General features: G+C 46.7%; 13 protein-coding genes and 2 pseudogenes. 14 read left to right on the top strand and 1 reads right to left on the bottom strand.

Going from position 1 to position 14,376, the window contains the following annotated elements; translation table 11 throughout:
• Window positions 1-162 precede the first annotated feature (162 nt).
• The 10 genes and pseudogenes from J2T20_RS09450 to J2T20_RS09410 all read left to right on the top strand — a co-directional run.
• A complete protein-coding gene (locus J2T20_RS09450) occupies window positions 163-1,581 on the top strand; it encodes a DHA2 family efflux MFS transporter permease subunit (protein WP_307587737.1) in 1,419 nt (472 codons plus the stop codon).
• 53 nt (window positions 1,582-1,634) lie between these two features.
• On the top strand, window positions 1,635-2,048 hold the full coding sequence (locus tag J2T20_RS09445; protein WP_307587736.1) for a hypothetical protein: 414 nt from the start codon (window positions 1,635-1,637) through the stop codon (window positions 2,046-2,048).
• A 91-nt stretch (window positions 2,049-2,139) separates the two neighbouring features.
• Complete coding sequence (locus J2T20_RS09440; RefSeq protein WP_373457783.1) at window positions 2,140-2,700, top strand: PadR family transcriptional regulator; 561 nt, start codon at window positions 2,140-2,142, stop codon at window positions 2,698-2,700.
• A gap of 229 nt (window positions 2,701-2,929) precedes the next feature.
• Entirely contained in the window at window positions 2,930-4,336 is a 1,407-nt protein-coding gene (locus J2T20_RS09435; RefSeq protein WP_307587947.1) for a phytase, read from the top strand.
• A gap of 120 nt (window positions 4,337-4,456) precedes the next feature.
• Window positions 4,457-4,759, top strand: a pseudogene (locus J2T20_RS25755) (DUF2268 domain-containing putative Zn-dependent protease); the annotation flags it as partial.
• Between the two features lie 143 nt (window positions 4,760-4,902).
• On the top strand, window positions 4,903-5,742 hold the full coding sequence (locus tag J2T20_RS09430) for a DUF4405 domain-containing protein (RefSeq protein WP_307587732.1): 840 nt from the start codon (window positions 4,903-4,905) through the stop codon (window positions 5,740-5,742).
• 219 nt (window positions 5,743-5,961) lie between these two features.
• Complete coding sequence (locus tag J2T20_RS09425; protein WP_307587730.1) at window positions 5,962-7,017, top strand: sigma-70 family RNA polymerase sigma factor; 1,056 nt, start codon at window positions 5,962-5,964, stop codon at window positions 7,015-7,017.
• Window positions 7,014-7,436, top strand: a complete 423-nt coding sequence (locus tag J2T20_RS09420) for a VOC family protein (protein ID WP_307587729.1) — start codon at window positions 7,014-7,016, stop codon at window positions 7,434-7,436. Before J2T20_RS09425 ends, J2T20_RS09420 begins: the two co-directional genes overlap by 4 nt.
• A gap of 112 nt (window positions 7,437-7,548) precedes the next feature.
• Window positions 7,549-8,082 carry an AAA family ATPase gene (locus J2T20_RS09415; protein WP_373457782.1) on the top strand — a complete coding sequence of 178 codons (534 nt, stop codon included), beginning with the start codon at window positions 7,549-7,551 and terminating at the stop codon, window positions 8,080-8,082.
• A gap of 168 nt (window positions 8,083-8,250) precedes the next feature.
• Window positions 8,251-9,150 (top strand): annotated as a pseudogene (locus J2T20_RS09410) (amino acid permease); the annotation flags it as partial.
• Between the two features lie 264 nt (window positions 9,151-9,414).
• Here J2T20_RS09410 and J2T20_RS09405 read toward each other — a convergent pair.
• Complete coding sequence (locus tag J2T20_RS09405; protein ID WP_307587723.1) at window positions 9,415-10,191, bottom strand: DeoR/GlpR family DNA-binding transcription regulator; 777 nt, start codon at window positions 10,189-10,191, stop codon at window positions 9,415-9,417.
• Between the two features lie 312 nt (window positions 10,192-10,503).
• Here J2T20_RS09405 and J2T20_RS09400 point away from each other — a divergent pair, with 312 nt between their 5' ends.
• From J2T20_RS09400 to J2T20_RS09385, 4 genes are read left to right on the top strand one after another with little or no spacing between them, the layout of a single operon-like run.
• The gene (locus tag J2T20_RS09400; protein ID WP_307587721.1) at window positions 10,504-11,304 is read left to right on the top strand and encodes a creatininase family protein; all 801 of its coding nucleotides are present in this window, start codon (window positions 10,504-10,506) and stop codon (window positions 11,302-11,304) included.
• A 20-nt stretch (window positions 11,305-11,324) separates the two neighbouring features.
• On the top strand, window positions 11,325-12,098 hold the full coding sequence (locus tag J2T20_RS09395; RefSeq protein ID WP_307587720.1) for an ABC transporter ATP-binding protein: 774 nt from the start codon (window positions 11,325-11,327) through the stop codon (window positions 12,096-12,098).
• 34 nt (window positions 12,099-12,132) lie between these two features.
• On the top strand, window positions 12,133-13,491 hold the full coding sequence (locus J2T20_RS09390; RefSeq protein WP_307587718.1) for an FAD-binding oxidoreductase: 1,359 nt from the start codon (window positions 12,133-12,135) through the stop codon (window positions 13,489-13,491).
• Window positions 13,488-14,372 (top strand): ABC transporter permease, encoded by an 885-nt coding sequence (locus J2T20_RS09385; protein ID WP_307587716.1) that lies wholly within the window; start codon window positions 13,488-13,490, stop codon window positions 14,370-14,372. The genes J2T20_RS09390 and J2T20_RS09385 overlap by 4 nt, the downstream gene beginning before the upstream one ends.
• Window positions 14,373-14,376: the final 4 nt, after the last annotated feature.

Below are 14,376 nucleotides of genomic sequence, written 5' to 3'. Positions count from 1 at the left end.
AATTTTGCAAAAATGATCCGCTTCACATAAATCAAATTCTTATACAAGAGGGAATCGTCAGAAATGGCGGTTCTTTTTTTATTCGAAAGTCCATTGCATTATATATCGTAACGACATATAATGTGTCGTAACGATATATAAAAATTGTATTTGACTGGAGGAATGAAATTGGGTGAATCCGAGACAGGTTCAATCAAAATGAGTTATGCACCCTTGTTGGTTATTATCGCTGGTATGATGATGGTTATCCTGGATAGTACGATTGTCAATGTCGCGGTTCCCAGGCTTGTGGAGCTCTTCGGAACAAACCTTCGGATATTTCAATGGACTATTACAGGCTATTTACTTGCATTATCTGCCGTCATACCACTTGCCGGTTGGATGACGGATACCTATGGTGCAAAGCGAATTTTTTTGAGTACTATCGGGATGTTTACACTTGGTTCAGCGCTTTGTTCGATGGCTCAAACTACGGAACAGCTTATCCTCTTCAGGGTAATACAAGGTCTTGGAGGTGGAATGGTGACTCCAATTGGTATAGCTATGGTGTTTAAGTTGGCTCCGCCGGAACGTAGAGGTAGTGTTATGGGAATGTTGGGCATCCCGATGTTACTAGCTCCGGCTCTTGGACCCATAATGTCCGGGTGGCTCGTTCAGAATGTTAGTTGGCATTGGATATTCCTGATAAATGTTCCCATCGGGGTCATAACCATTCTGTTTGGGATCAAATATTTTCCCCATAGTACTCGCCAGCAGTCATCACAATTAGATATTCTCGGAATGATTCTGGCACCTGTTTCGTTCGTTTTGCTTGTATATGGGGTCAATGAAGGAGGAGTAAACGGGTCCTCTACCGCAGTTACTGTAATTGTTATTGGACTTACCACGCTGCTTCTTTTCATTATTGTGGAGCTTAGGCATAAGAATCCGCTTCTAGAGCTAAGTGTATTCAAATCTTCAGACTTCACCCGCAGTATAATTTTATTATGGATTATTCAGGTCATATTGTTCAGTTCGATGCTGCTAATTCCAATGTACTTACAGAACATAGTAGAGTTAACACCGTATGAAACGGGTGTCATATTACTATCACATGCACTTGCTTCTGGGATTACAGTGCCGCTAGGTGGACGATTGTTCGATAAATTCGGTGCACGCCCGCTTGTTCTCATCGGATTATGCATTATTTTTGGGTCATTGTTCTTCTTATCTAGCATTACGACGGAAACTTCTCTAGGTCTGATGATTGCTTGCTTGATTCTATTGGGGCTCGGTACGGGGTTATCGATGATGCCACTCAATACTCATATTCTCAATTCAGTGCAGCAAAGGCTGGTGAGCCGCGTAACACCACTGACGACATCTTCGCAGCAAATCGTTATATCCTTCGCAGTTGTGGCCTTAACCGGTTATTTAACTTCTCGAGTCGAAAGTCATGGAGCTACACTTGATCGGATGCATGCGGGTGTTCGGGGATTTGGTGATACGTTCTTTCTTTTAACTTGTATGGCCTTTCTCTGCCTGATGCTTTCCTTGACTCTTCGTAAACCAAGGCCTCTGAAGAATGAAGAAAAAGTATGAACTACGTTATGAAGAACGGTTAGCAGAACTGAAATAAAAAGGGGTTAAAAGGAATGAATATAATGAAACAAAAACTTGCGATGTTTGTGCGAATTGTTTTTGGAATAATACTGTTAGGGATCGGTCTGGTTAATTTATCTGGTATGATGCCTGCCATGCAATATCCTGAACCTGCGAATACTCTTATGAACTCATTTATAACCTCGGGATATATAATGGTAATCGTCAGTTTGCTGAAAGTTATTGTAGGATTATCGATGTTATCCAATCGCTTCGTACCATTAGCATTGATCCTATTCATGCCGATCTCAGTCAATATGATTTTATTTCATGCTTTTCTTAATTTCCAAGGAATTCTTCCCGCACTGATGATTGGGTCAATAAATATATATCTTCTGTTTGTTAATCGTGAGATGTACAAACCGCTTTTAAAATCAAAGAAAATCACAATGGGTGCCAGAGAATAATCGAATGGAAGCTCAACCTCAGCCGGCTTCTTGCACGACAGTGCGCAATGGAGCATAATAGGAAGTGCCTATTTATAGGGTACTTACGCGTATGGAGGCTGTAACCATGTACGAATTGTTTGTTTTAGGAGAATTGTCGATCCAAGCCAAACATGGATATGAGCTTCAATTTATGTTAAAGAGTAGTGTCGGACCCATCCGTCAGATCAGTTCCGGAACCTTGTACCCTCTTATTTCTCGACTTGTAAAAAGTGGTTATATTAGTCAACGTGACGAGCTACAAGAAGGTGGAAGACCCCGTAAAATCTATGAGTTAACGGAAAATGGACGACAACGCTTTATTGATCTTATGGCTGCTCCGCTTGAGTACAATACTGATATCGAGCTTATGTTCCATTTTAAAATGAACTTTTTTCTATATTCTCCAGTTAACGTTCAGAGCGCAACTCTTAAGCAATATCTAGAGTATTTGCAATATAACCTCAGTTATATTACAGATATGGAGTCGCAAGTTGCTGTAAAACAAGAAATACCTGAACGAAAACGCACTCAAGTTCTACGCATGTTCAGTCATCGAAAAGCCATTTCTAAAGCGGAAATAGTATGGGTAACTGAGGAGATCGAACGAGTAAAGCATGATACGAATATATAGATAAATCAAACTTAACCAATCGGAACTTCAACATCATGTTGGAGTTTTTTTATGTAGATGCATACATTTTCCTTTCACAAAAGAAAGGCAGCATGCTGGAGAATTCTCCTTGGGAGATCCACAGAAGATCAATCCTTTTACAAAAGGCGTTTCTCAATTTAATCCTACTTTTACATCCATCTTATATAGTTAACCAATTACTAACGATGGAGAGGAACATGGATCAATGATGAGAACCTGGAAAATGGCATTATCTACGCTGCTCGTCGCAGGCGCGCTGTTCCCTGCCGCAACAACGGCGAACGCCGCATCTGTCCCAGACTTAGAAGGTTATGAGCCGCTGCGCAAGCAGATGGAGAAGATCGGCGCATCAATTACTTGGGACAGTGATGATAAGTCCGCACTGGTTAAGCTGAAGAACGGACTCGCGGGTACCTTTACAGCAGGCGAGAAGGAGTATCGTCTGGCGGGCAAAGCGGGTGAACTGGCAACAGAGGTCAAGATCATCGATGGCAAAATGTACATTCCTTCCAAGCTGCTGCAATCGATTATGGCAGAGAATGCAAAGTTCACGAATCCGGCGGATGTTATCATTCCTTATTCGGTAACCGCTAAGGCGGAGACAGCGGCTGTAGAAGATGGCGAGGATGCAGCCGACGACCCGGCCATCTGGCTCGATCCTAAGAACGCAGCCCATTCCAAGATCATTGCAACCAATAAAGGCGGGGGCATCCTTGTCTACGATCTGAACGGCAAAGAGCTGCAGAACTATAAGATAGGCAAAATGAACAATATTGATGTTCGATATGATTTCCAGCTGGGTGATCAGAAAGTCGATATCGTTGGTGCCACGAACCGTTCGACGAACACGATTGATATCTTTGCCATGGATGGCGGAACCGGCAAGCTGACAGACATTGTGGCAGAACCGATCAAGGCCAAAATGGAGGAAGTGTATGGCTTCAGCCTGTACCACAGCCTGCGAACGGACAAGTTCTATGCGCTGGTTCTGGGCAAGGACGGCGAGTTCGAGCAGTATGAGTTGAAGGATAACGGGAAGGGCAAAATTGCAGGCAAGCTAGTACGTGAATTTAAGCTGGCAACGCAATCCGAAGGCCTGGTCGCGGATGATGAGTATGGCATGATGTACATTGCGGAAGAGGATTACGCGATCTACAAATACGATGCTGAAGCAGACGGCGGCACCAAACCTTTATCTACGGTGGATATTGCGGACGGGCGCCGGCTGCAGGATGATATTGAGGGGCTGACGATCTTTTACGGTGCGGACGGCCATGGTTACCTGATCGCATCCAGCCAGGGCAGTGACAGCTATGCTGTATACGACCGCGAAGGTAAGAATGCCTTCATAACGAGCTTCAAAATCACAGACGGCCCCTTGACCGATGGAACCTCGGTAACAGATGGGATCGATGTGCTCGGTTTCGGGCTCGGCGAACAATACCCTAATGGCTTGTTCATCGCACAGGACGATTCCAACATGAACAATGGCAAGAGGCTTAACCAGAATTTCAAAATGGTGGCCTGGGAACAAATCGCCAAGGGCGCGAAAACCCCGCTCCTGCAGGACAACAAGGTTGATCCGCGCAAGCTTCAGAACCGTAGCGCGAAGTAATCGTTCGTAGTATCGGTCATACACGATTATAGCAAAGAGTACCGGAGGCCATTCTTCCGGTGCTTTTTGTTTGAAAATAATCAGTAAAAAACGTAGGAGTGGAAGGCCAATGAGGGACAAGCGGATGTCTTTGCAAAAAGTCTATTTTCTGACTTACAGCCACAATGGCTTAGTACTTTAAGCAGAAGCGAAGAAACAGATTTGTGGGATAAAATGAAGCCATTCCTCTTTAGCATAGATCGAAACGATTTTGAAAAATATATGTTTGGAGATAAAAAGAGCGGACTCCCATGGTGTATTGGTTACACATTTGGTAATTTAATAGTTAACAGTTATCTAAGGTCAAATCCACAAGTCTCGTTCACTGAATTAATAGCTGTTCATCCTAAAGAGATCTTGAATGATAGCATTTATAAATTATAAGCTTATTAAGTCCGGGGCCATCCGTGAAGGAGGGCCTTTAAACTTGCCGTTAATATTGATGAAAATCGGAATTCGCAAACTTAAGATTCATTAAAGGTTCAAGCCTCATACTGAGCAGAAGCAGAAATGGAGGGTTGAACGGGATGAAAAAAATCAATTATGTTAAGTTTGCGCTTGATGTTGTCATAGGCTTATTGTTCGTCTTATTTTTCAACAAAAATGTGTTAGGTGGGTTAGCGTTTCATGAAATTTCGGGCCTCTTTTTTGCCGGCGCCTACATCACTCATATTCTTCTGAATTGGGGTTGGGTGAAGAGGGTCACTTTAAAAATGTTCGATCGCAGCTTGTCCTGGAGAGTGCGCGGTAGTTATGCGTTAAATTTCTTGTTGATGGTTTCCATGACGTTCATCATCGTAAGCGGGATCATGATTTCCCATGTGGTATTTCCAAATATTAACGTGGGCAATGAGGGTTGGTTTAAAATGACTCATATCTCGGTATCTTTCTTGGTGCTGGCGCTAATCGGGATCCATGTCGGGCTTCATTGGCAGTGGGTCGTGAACATGTGTAAGAAAATGACCCGCGTAAAGAAGAGCCGAGCTTGGATGCGGTATGTTGCTCAAGGCTTGACTCTGATCATTCTGCTGTTCGGTCTATACCAAATCAATCAGACATCTTACGTCACTCGTCTAGCAAGCTCGGTTTCGGCATTCGGTGTGAACACGCAGCAAACAGGCTTCGAAGGCAAGGAGGCCTTCGAAAGCGGAGAACGAGGCGGAATGAGAGAAGGGAGGCCTTCCGGCGGAGAAGGTCAACCTGGCTTCAATCGAGGGGAAAAGGGAGGTAACGTGAACGTCGCTGCCGTTATTTTGACTTATACCGGCATCATGGGCGTGTTCGTCATTGTAGCCTATTATCTGAAAAAATGGAGCTTATACCGTAAGAAAAAAACAGTTCAAACCCAAATTGAGGGGGGAGTATAAGTACTTTGACGCCTCATTGTACCCGACCGTACAGGTAGATACTATTTTGAGAGAACATTCGCACAATGGGCCATCCCGCAAAGGATGGCTTTTAAGCTTGCCGTTATAGACAGCGCGGTGAACCGTATCACAAATAATGGTAAATTTCCTCGATTATGAAGTGTTAAAATGGATAATAAGACTTAAGCTTTTTGAGCGCCCAAAAAGGGGGGAAGTAAGATGAGCCAAAAGCATGGAGAAATAGACCTGATCGAGGAGTTGCGTTCTGAACTAATCGGTTATTGTTATCGAATGATGGGATCCATTTTTGAGGCGGAAGATGCGGTGCAGGATACCATGCTCCGCGTCTGGCAGAACTGGGACCAGATTCGGCAGCATTCTTCCCGTAAAGCTTGGATGTATCGGATTGCCACCAATGTTTGTTTGGATAGGCTAAGGAATGCAAAGCGCCGGGCACTTCCGATGGATCTCTCAGAACCAGCTGCTATTATTATGGAACCAAGGGACAGCATGCCTCGAAGTTCTTGGGTATGGCCGGCTCCCGATACCGTTGGCGACCCGGTCAATATCGTGATTAGCAGAGAAACCATTCGATTATCTTTTATTGCGATCATGCAAATATTGCCGCCCCGGCAACGCGCCGTGCTGATCTTGCTTGATGTCTTCCGGTGGTCGGCTAATGAGGTAGCGGATGCGATGGGGATGACCGCGGCAGCCGTCAACAGCGCTTTGCAACGAGCACGGGCGACGATCGCTCAATCGAATCTTCAGTCCGATGTATTACAAGGGGGAGATGTCCAGGCCGATCAACAACTGCTTGCACGATATATGGAAGCTTTCGAGCAGTACGACATCGATGCTTTGATAGCATTATTCCACGAGAACGGCAGCTTGTCGATGCCGCCATTTACGATGTGGGTTCGTGGCAGCTCAAATCTGTCGTCATTCTACAATACAACACGCAGCCATTGTTTGGGTTCCCGGTTACTGCCGATCCGGGCTAACGGGAATAGTCCCGCTTTTGCTCAGTATGTACCTACCGGACGAGATGGGTTACTGACTCCTTGGAGCATTCATATCCTCGAGATAAAACAGGGTAAAATCGCTCATATCCATTATTTCATCGACTCCGATTTATTTGTTCGATTTGGATTGCCGACAAGTTTGGACGCGAATCAGGATTTTTTTCCATATACCGATGATTTTACGGTGGCCGGATCGTCTATACTTATGAATCACAATCGAATCAAAACTCGAGGAGGAACAATCTTATGACGGTAAAACTTACCCCTTATATTACTTTGGAGGGACGCGTAAAGGAAGCCATTCAGTTTTATGAACAAGCCATAGATGCAGAAATCCTCTCCATGGTTACTTACGGTGAAATGCCGGACATGCCCAATACGTTCACTGACGATCTGAGGAGTCTTGTAGCGCACGCCAAGTTAAAAGTCGGTGTAACGGAACTCATGTTTTCGGATGCTCCAGGCGGTTCGCCTATTGAAAACGGGAAGCGGGTAACCATTTGCATTACAACGAACGACGTAGAAAAATCAAAACGAATTTATGAAGCCTTGCGGCAAGAAGGGCAAGTCAATATGCCGTTTAGAGAGGAACCTTTCAGCCCTGGATTTGGTGATGTAACGGATAAATTCGGCGTGACCTTTCAAATTTATACTGAGCTTGAACACTAATTACGGACAAAGAGTTGCCCAGAATGTTGGCGCGACTCTTTTTTATTGCTGGCAGCACGCTCCAAGGGTAAACTGGATGAAATGGCTGAGGGGAGATTAGGAGGAATACATGATGTTAGACAAATTGGACATGGAGCTATTGATGGATTCAGAACGAGATCCTGATAAATCTTTAGTTGTTTTAATGTGCGGAATAGCGGGCTCGGGGAAAACTACCTTTTCTCAAAAAATGGAGGAGTATGGCTATATACGCCTTTCTATTGATGAGGAGGTATGGTCGGCCAACGGACGATATGGAATTGATTATCCCATTGAAAAGTATAGGGACTATTTAAATGAAGCACATCTAAGATTACGTAATAAGATCGTGCAGTTCATTCTAGATAAAAAACAGGTTGTGGTTGACTCTAGTTTTTGGAGCAGGTCGGAAAGAAATGAATATAAGCGGCTTATTGAAAACGCGGGAGGGAAATGGAAACTCATTTATTTGAAAGTACATCCTGATGAATTGCGGAAGCGCCTAAAGATTCGCAGCCAACGTTTTGATGCAAATGCTGCCTTTACGATTACAGAGGAGTTGTTAACAACTTTTCTCAATGGGTTTGAAGAACCAAGTGATGAAGGAGAAATTGTTATAGAAAATTAGAAAATCAGGGTTATATTGGTTGCAGTTTTATAGGCTCAAAACCAATACTAGTGCTTGGCCGAAAAGACAAGGTGTAAAGGAATCATGTGCGGAGTGGAAGGATAGGAGGAGCTACGGACACCAAAGCACTTATTTGCTTTGAAAAGGTTAAATTGGGAGAATAACGGACTCACGATTCTCGCATTAATTGGCACCGGGGTTGTTTTGCTGGTTATGGGATTAAAGACGGATGCAGGAACTGTGACGGTCAAAAACCTTTGGGAGCATGGGGGAGTTTTTCCGAACGGAGTTACAGGCTTTTTACTTTCCTTTCAAATGGTTGTATTCGCCTACGTCGGTGTGGAATTAGTGGGTGTATCGGCAGCGGAAACAGCGAATCCTGAAAAAAGTATTCCATCGGCTATTAATAAAATTCCTCTAAGGATTCTATTTTTCTACGTTGGTGCGCTTTTTGTTCTGCTATGCATTAACCCATGGACGGAGCTCAATCCGTCAGAGAGTCCTTTTGTGAAGACATTTAGTTTAGTGGGGATTCCGATCGCCGCAGGGATTATTAATTTTGTCGTATTAACTTCTGCTGCTTCCGCTTGTAACAGCGGGATGTTCTCAACAAGCCGGATTCTCTATAGCTTAAGCAAGAAAGATCAGGAGTCTTCTCATTTTGCCAAACTGAACAAAAATCATGTACCAGGGAACTCCTTATACATTTCTACACTGGTCATATCCGTGGGAGCTCTCTTGAGTAAAATCATTCCGGGGCAGGCTTTTAGCATAGTGACAACCATAAGTGCAATTTGTTTTATCTGGGTTTGGGGTGTCGTTCTCGTGTGCCACATTAAGTATAAGAAGACCCGGCCGGAATTACAGGCTAAATCGAAATTCAAAGCCCCTTTTACGCCATTTATTAACGTTGTTGTCTTAACGTTGTTTGCCGGAATTCTCATTATTATGCTGTTCGCTAAAGATACACGTCCTGCTTTATTGTTTACACCGCTATGGTTTATTCTATTATTTGTGCTTTATTCAATTGGGAGCAAAAAGGTGAAAGACGAGAAAAAAGCAGCATGAAAAATGGCGGCACAGGGATGAAATCCTGTGCCGCCATTCTATTGTTTATACCGATCCTCAGGCGTATCTGCGAATCGTAGCAGCCAGCTGATCGGCGAACAAGCCGCAGGCGTTATCCCTCTAAAATGGGTCCGATGATATAGTTATTCATAATTATCCCCTCCAAACAAGATCATTTCGACTATAGCACGTCTAAATAGGAAAAGGAATTGACTGGTGTACGATTCTTGAATTAGAGAAAAATTAATACTATTGTGGAAGCGATTACGTGACGGGTACGATGCGAATCGGATAGCCGGCAGTCCTATAAACATCGGCTTCGTCTTCATCGAGTCCATTCTCGGTGATGATCTCGTCGAACGAGTCAAGACTGGCAAAGATCGCGAGCGAATTATAACTGAACTTGGTCGAATCGACAAGCAGAATGTTTTTATCCGCCGCGTTCATGGCAGTCTGTCTGGCACCCACGAGCACGGGCGACCAGGCCATGGCACCCTTGGCATGAGAGACGGCTTCACAAGTAAGGAATGCCACATCCACCGTCAGTGAGGCGAGCATCTTTTCCGTATAGATACCGTCTAGGCTGTAAGCCCACTTGCTTAGCCGGCCTCCTGTACAGTAGACGTCGAAACTGCCGAATCTCTGTTCGTTCGAGAGAAGCAGCGCCGTGTGCAAATCACGGGTGATGATTTTCAGATCCTTAAACTTTTCCAACTCTTCTACCATGGCCGCGACAGTCGTCCCTGCATCCAGAATAATGCTCATCCCGTCCTTGATATGGTTCACGGCTTCCCTCGCGATGGCAATCTTCTCAGCTTTGTTTTCGTTCGCTCGCTGATCGTAATCGGAGCCCATGAATCTTTTAACCTTAACAGCCCCGCCGTGGGACCGCTGAATTTTTCCTTCGGACTGCAACTGGTCCAGATCGCGCCGTATGGTCATCTGTGAGACTTTAAACTTCTCAGCGAGTTCCATGATGGTTGCCTGCTGCTTGAGCTCAAGCAGCTTCATGATTTCATATTGTCTTGTTCCCATGAGCATATGATGAATCCTCCCCGAAATCTGCATGACCGGGTTTTACCGGTGTTTTTTTTGCAATTATACCCTTCCAGAGTTTTTTTGTCAGTAAGGAAATGTTACTCATATGTTCGTTTGATGTGAATTTATGCTATACAAACTTTCGTTTATGTGATATATATACTATACAAATGTTATTTTAGTGTGATGTTAACTAACTCGATGTTCTAAAACCATCTTTAAATGTCTTGATTCACTGTAAATAGGGGGTTATGCTCTCATATTGTGTAATGATATATTACATTAAAAAAATTTGGAATACGAGGTGAGAGGTTGATGTTCAGATATAACGGAAACGCCTTTAATCGCCGCTTTCTGCCTCGGCTAACGACGAAGGAGATCGAAGCGATGCCGAAGGAGGATGTGCTGATCGTCCTTCCTGTGGGTGCCATCGAGCAGCATGGGCCCCACATGCCTGTCTACACGGATACTCTGCTGGGGGAGGCGTTGATCGCGGAAGCATTCAAGCACCTTCCCGAAGACGCCCCAATCTGGCTGATCCCCTCTATCAGCTACGGAAAAAGTACCGAGCACGCAGAATTCCCTGGGACGTTTACATTGTCTGCCCAGACTTTGATGATGGTGCTTCAGGACATCGCTGCATCTGTCGCCAGAAGCGGATTTAAGAAGCTGCTGCTGTTCAACACCCACGGGGGCAACGCCGATCTGCTCGGCATGATGTTGAGGGAGATTCGTCTCTCAACTGGACTTGACGTCTACCGCCTTGATCCGGGTGCGGTCCGTTACAGCGATTCGTTCACCGATGAAGAGGAGAAGGCGAGCGGCATTCACGCAGGAGATGTGGAGACCTCTCTAGTAATGGCGGTCTGTCCGGACTGGGTCCATCCCGAGCTGGCTCTAAGGGAACTGCCGAAGTTTCCCCAGTCGGATTCCTTCTCCTTCCGTTCCAGATCGTTTGCTTGGGTTATGAAAGATATCTCCAACAGTGGAATCGCCGGCGACGCAACCAAAGCGAATCCTGAGCGGGGAGAGGCGATGCTGAAGAAGGCGGGACCGCTTCTTGCGGAAGCTCTGCTGGAGATTGCGACATTTGACATGGGATCTATGAAGGAATAAGGAGAGGAGCTGCGACAACTATGGAAACGACTGCGGTCAGAAAAGAAAGGGTACGAATGGGGGGGCTGTCCAAAGTGTATCCGAACGGAACTGTCGCCGTTCAGGATGTGGATCTCTCTATTAACGAAGGCGAGTTTCTCTGCTTTGTCGGTCCGTCCGGCTGCGGCAAGTCAACGATCTTTAAAATGATTACCGGCCTGTCTGAACCCACGGGAGGGACGCTTGATGTAATGGGGACTACTCCCAAGCAGGCCCGCAAGCAGAGTGATACCGCCTTCGTCTTTCAGGATCACACGTTACTGCCCTGGAGTTCCGTCATTGACAACGTGGCCCTCCCGTTAGCGCTTCGCGGCGTATCCCGCAAGGAGCGCCTGCTGGAGGCAGAACGCGTGCTCGAGTTGGTGGGGCTGAAGGATTATATGAAGTCAATGCCCAGACAACTGTCCGGGGGGATGAAGATGAGGGCCTCGATTGCCAGGGCGCTCGTATCCAAGCCCAAGCTGCTCCTGATGGATGAACCGTTCGGTGCACTGGACGAGATTACTAGGCAGACGCTTCAGTTCGAGCTGCTCGACCTTTGGAGCAGAGACCAGGAAATGACCGTACTGTTCGTCACGCATAACGTTTTCGAAGCCGTATTTTTGTCCACCCGTGTGGCTGTAATGACCCCTAGCCCCGGCAAGATAGCCGCTGTAATTGACGTTCCGGTCCCTTTTCCACGCAACGAATCTTTCCGTACCACCCCGGAATTCGGGCAGATTGTCCGCACCGTATCGGATGCTCTGAAGCACTGACTCATAATACAAGCATGAAGAGGAGGATCAACTGATGACGGATGTATGGACAAAGGAATTAGCGGATTTAGTCGGGGAAGAAAGGCTGCTCCTCGGTTTCGACCAAGTTGACAAATTATCGAAGGATTATTACTGGTATTCACCCGTGCTTGAGCCGCTGCTGCGGGACAAGAGAGCGGACGCAATCGTTATTCCGGAGACGGAGGAGCAGGTCGCCTCGGTGCTCTCCTTTGCTTATCACCACGGCATTCCGATTACTACCCGTGGATCGGGAACTGGGAATTACGGGCAGGCAGTACCGCTGGAAGGCGGCATTGTGCTGGACTTGAGTCGACTAAATGCCGTGCAGGAGGTGACAGAAGAATATGCCCGAGTTCAGGCAGGAGTTCGTCTGGGAGCGCTGGAGAAGCTTCTTCGTATGCAAGGCAAGGAGCTTCGGATTTATCCAAGCACGTTCATGAAGGCGACGGTAGGCGGTTTCGTCTGCGGCGGCTCCGGTGGCATTGGCTCCATCACTTGGGGGGATCTGTGGGACGGCAACGTGCTGGAGGCCGTCGTGTACACGTTAGAGGAGACGCCCCGGAGGCTTACCATCAACGGGCCAGAGCTCGCAGCTTACATTCATAATTACGGAACCAATGGTATCCTGACGGAGCTGAAGATCCCGATCTCAACGAAGGTTTCCTGGGGACAGACGGTCGTGCAATTTGACGATTTTGAAGCGGCTTACCGTTTCTCTCATGCAGTGGCATCCGACGACTCGATCCGCAAGCGGCTGGTCACTTCCATCGAATGGCCTATTCCTTCGTTCTTCAAACCGATCGGGAAGCACCTCGAGCCAGGGGCAAGCGCGTGCTTGCTGGAGACTGAGGAAGGCACCGAAAATGCGCTTGCGGACCATGCTGCCTTGTTTGGCGGACGCATCGGCTATGTCATCCCCTCCGATCAATACCATAAAACCATTGGCCTATCCGATTTCACATGGAACCACACCACCTTATGGGCTCTAAAGACAGATCCTTCTCTCACTTATCTCCAGGCAGGCTTCCATCCGGTCGATTTCCCTCGGCAAATCGGTCAAATCAAGGCTGAGTTTGGCGATGAAGTACTTTTGCACTTCGAATTCATGCGTTCGGCGGGCGTCATCGTCCCAGCCGCACTGCCTATCCTCCGATATACGACTCACGAACGGTTATACGAGATCATCGCGTTCTTCCGTTCGATAGGCGTCGGAATCAACGATCCTCACACGTGGATGCTCGAAATGGGTGGACACGGACAAATAGAGGCGATGCTTGCTGCCAAGCGAACGAACGACCCGCGTTCCCTGTTAAACCCAGGCAAGCTGCAGATTCCCGCTGCACAGGAAACGATAGGGAGTGATGAGAGATGAGGGAAGAGATCGTTAAGGGTGCCGCTAACCCCAGCCGTTATCTATCGGAAACAAAACCAAGAGTGGTATCGGAGAGAAAATCGTACAACTCCAGGCCGGCATGGTTGAAAACAGCGCTGCCTCCCCTCGTAGCGTTTGTGATATTTATTGGTGGATGGGAACTTGTCTGCCGGTTGGCTGATATTAAGCCTTTTCTGCTGCCCAAACCCTCCGATATCGTTCAGGCTGTAATAGAGAACGGCGCTAATCTATGGGTATCCGTGTATACGACAATTATGGAAGCCGTGCTAGGATTTTTACTCAGCGTCGTGCTAGGGGTTGGATTTGCGATCATCTTGGCAAGTTCCAAGTTTGTCGAGAGAATCGTATACCCTTACGCCATTATTATGCAAACTATACCGATCGTCGCCATCGCACCCATCATCGTGATCTGGTTCGGTGCCGGAATCAATGCGATCGTTATTATAGCCTTCCTAATTGGCTTTTTCCCAATGCTGTCCAATACACTTGTCGGGCTCCACTCAACTGACCAGAACATGAAGAACCTTTTCTATCTTTACAATGCCTCGCCTTTGCAATCCATGTTCCGCCTGCGCTTGCCGTCTGCGCTACCTTACATTGTCGCCGGACTCAAAATTTCCTGTACACTTGCCGTTATCGGAGCCATCGTGGGCGAATACATCGCTGGAATCGGAGGCGGCCAGGGGGGCTTGGGTTATGCGATCACCGTAGCCGCCTCCCGTCTTCAAACCGCTTATTTGTTCGCCTGTGGATTATCGGCGTCGGTGCTCGGAATTGCTTTTTTCCTCCTGGTCAACGCCTTCTCCAAGTGGATGCTCAGCTCCTGGCACGAATCAGAGATGAAGTCGTCAGACGGGTAGAGAA

The organism is Paenibacillus wynnii (assembly GCF_030812855.1).
Lineage (GTDB): Bacteria > Bacillota > Bacilli > Paenibacillales > Paenibacillaceae > Paenibacillus_AQ > Paenibacillus_AQ wynnii_A.
The sequence above is the reverse complement of the archived record's forward strand: the minus strand, read 5'-3'. Positions and strand labels throughout refer to the sequence as shown.

Bases quoted from the DNA above. Each gene is read 5' to 3' on its own strand.
- J2T20_RS09450 (WP_307587737.1), top strand. From the start codon at position 163: ATGAAATTGGGTGAATCCGAGACAGGTTCAATCAAAATGAGTTATGCA.
- J2T20_RS09445 (WP_307587736.1), top strand. From the start codon at position 1,635: ATGAATATAATGAAACAAAAACTTGCGATGTTTGTGCGAATTGTTTTT.
- J2T20_RS09440 (WP_373457783.1), top strand. From the start codon at position 2,140: ATGGAGGCTGTAACCATGTACGAATTGTTTGTTTTAGGAGAATTGTCG.
- J2T20_RS09435 (WP_307587947.1), top strand. From the start codon at position 2,930: ATGAGAACCTGGAAAATGGCATTATCTACGCTGCTCGTCGCAGGCGCG.
- J2T20_RS09430 (WP_307587732.1), top strand. From the start codon at position 4,903: ATGAAAAAAATCAATTATGTTAAGTTTGCGCTTGATGTTGTCATAGGC.
- J2T20_RS09425 (WP_307587730.1), top strand. From the start codon at position 5,962: ATGAGCCAAAAGCATGGAGAAATAGACCTGATCGAGGAGTTGCGTTCT.
- J2T20_RS09420 (WP_307587729.1), top strand. From the start codon at position 7,014: ATGACGGTAAAACTTACCCCTTATATTACTTTGGAGGGACGCGTAAAG.
- J2T20_RS09415 (WP_373457782.1), top strand. From the start codon at position 7,549: ATGTTAGACAAATTGGACATGGAGCTATTGATGGATTCAGAACGAGAT.
- J2T20_RS09405 (WP_307587723.1), bottom strand. From the start codon at position 10,191: ATGCTCATGGGAACAAGACAATATGAAATCATGAAGCTGCTTGAGCTC.
- J2T20_RS09400 (WP_307587721.1), top strand. From the start codon at position 10,504: ATGTTCAGATATAACGGAAACGCCTTTAATCGCCGCTTTCTGCCTCGG.
- J2T20_RS09395 (WP_307587720.1), top strand. From the start codon at position 11,325: ATGGAAACGACTGCGGTCAGAAAAGAAAGGGTACGAATGGGGGGGCTG.
- J2T20_RS09390 (WP_307587718.1), top strand. From the start codon at position 12,133: ATGACGGATGTATGGACAAAGGAATTAGCGGATTTAGTCGGGGAAGAA.
- J2T20_RS09385 (WP_307587716.1), top strand. From the start codon at position 13,488: ATGAGGGAAGAGATCGTTAAGGGTGCCGCTAACCCCAGCCGTTATCTA.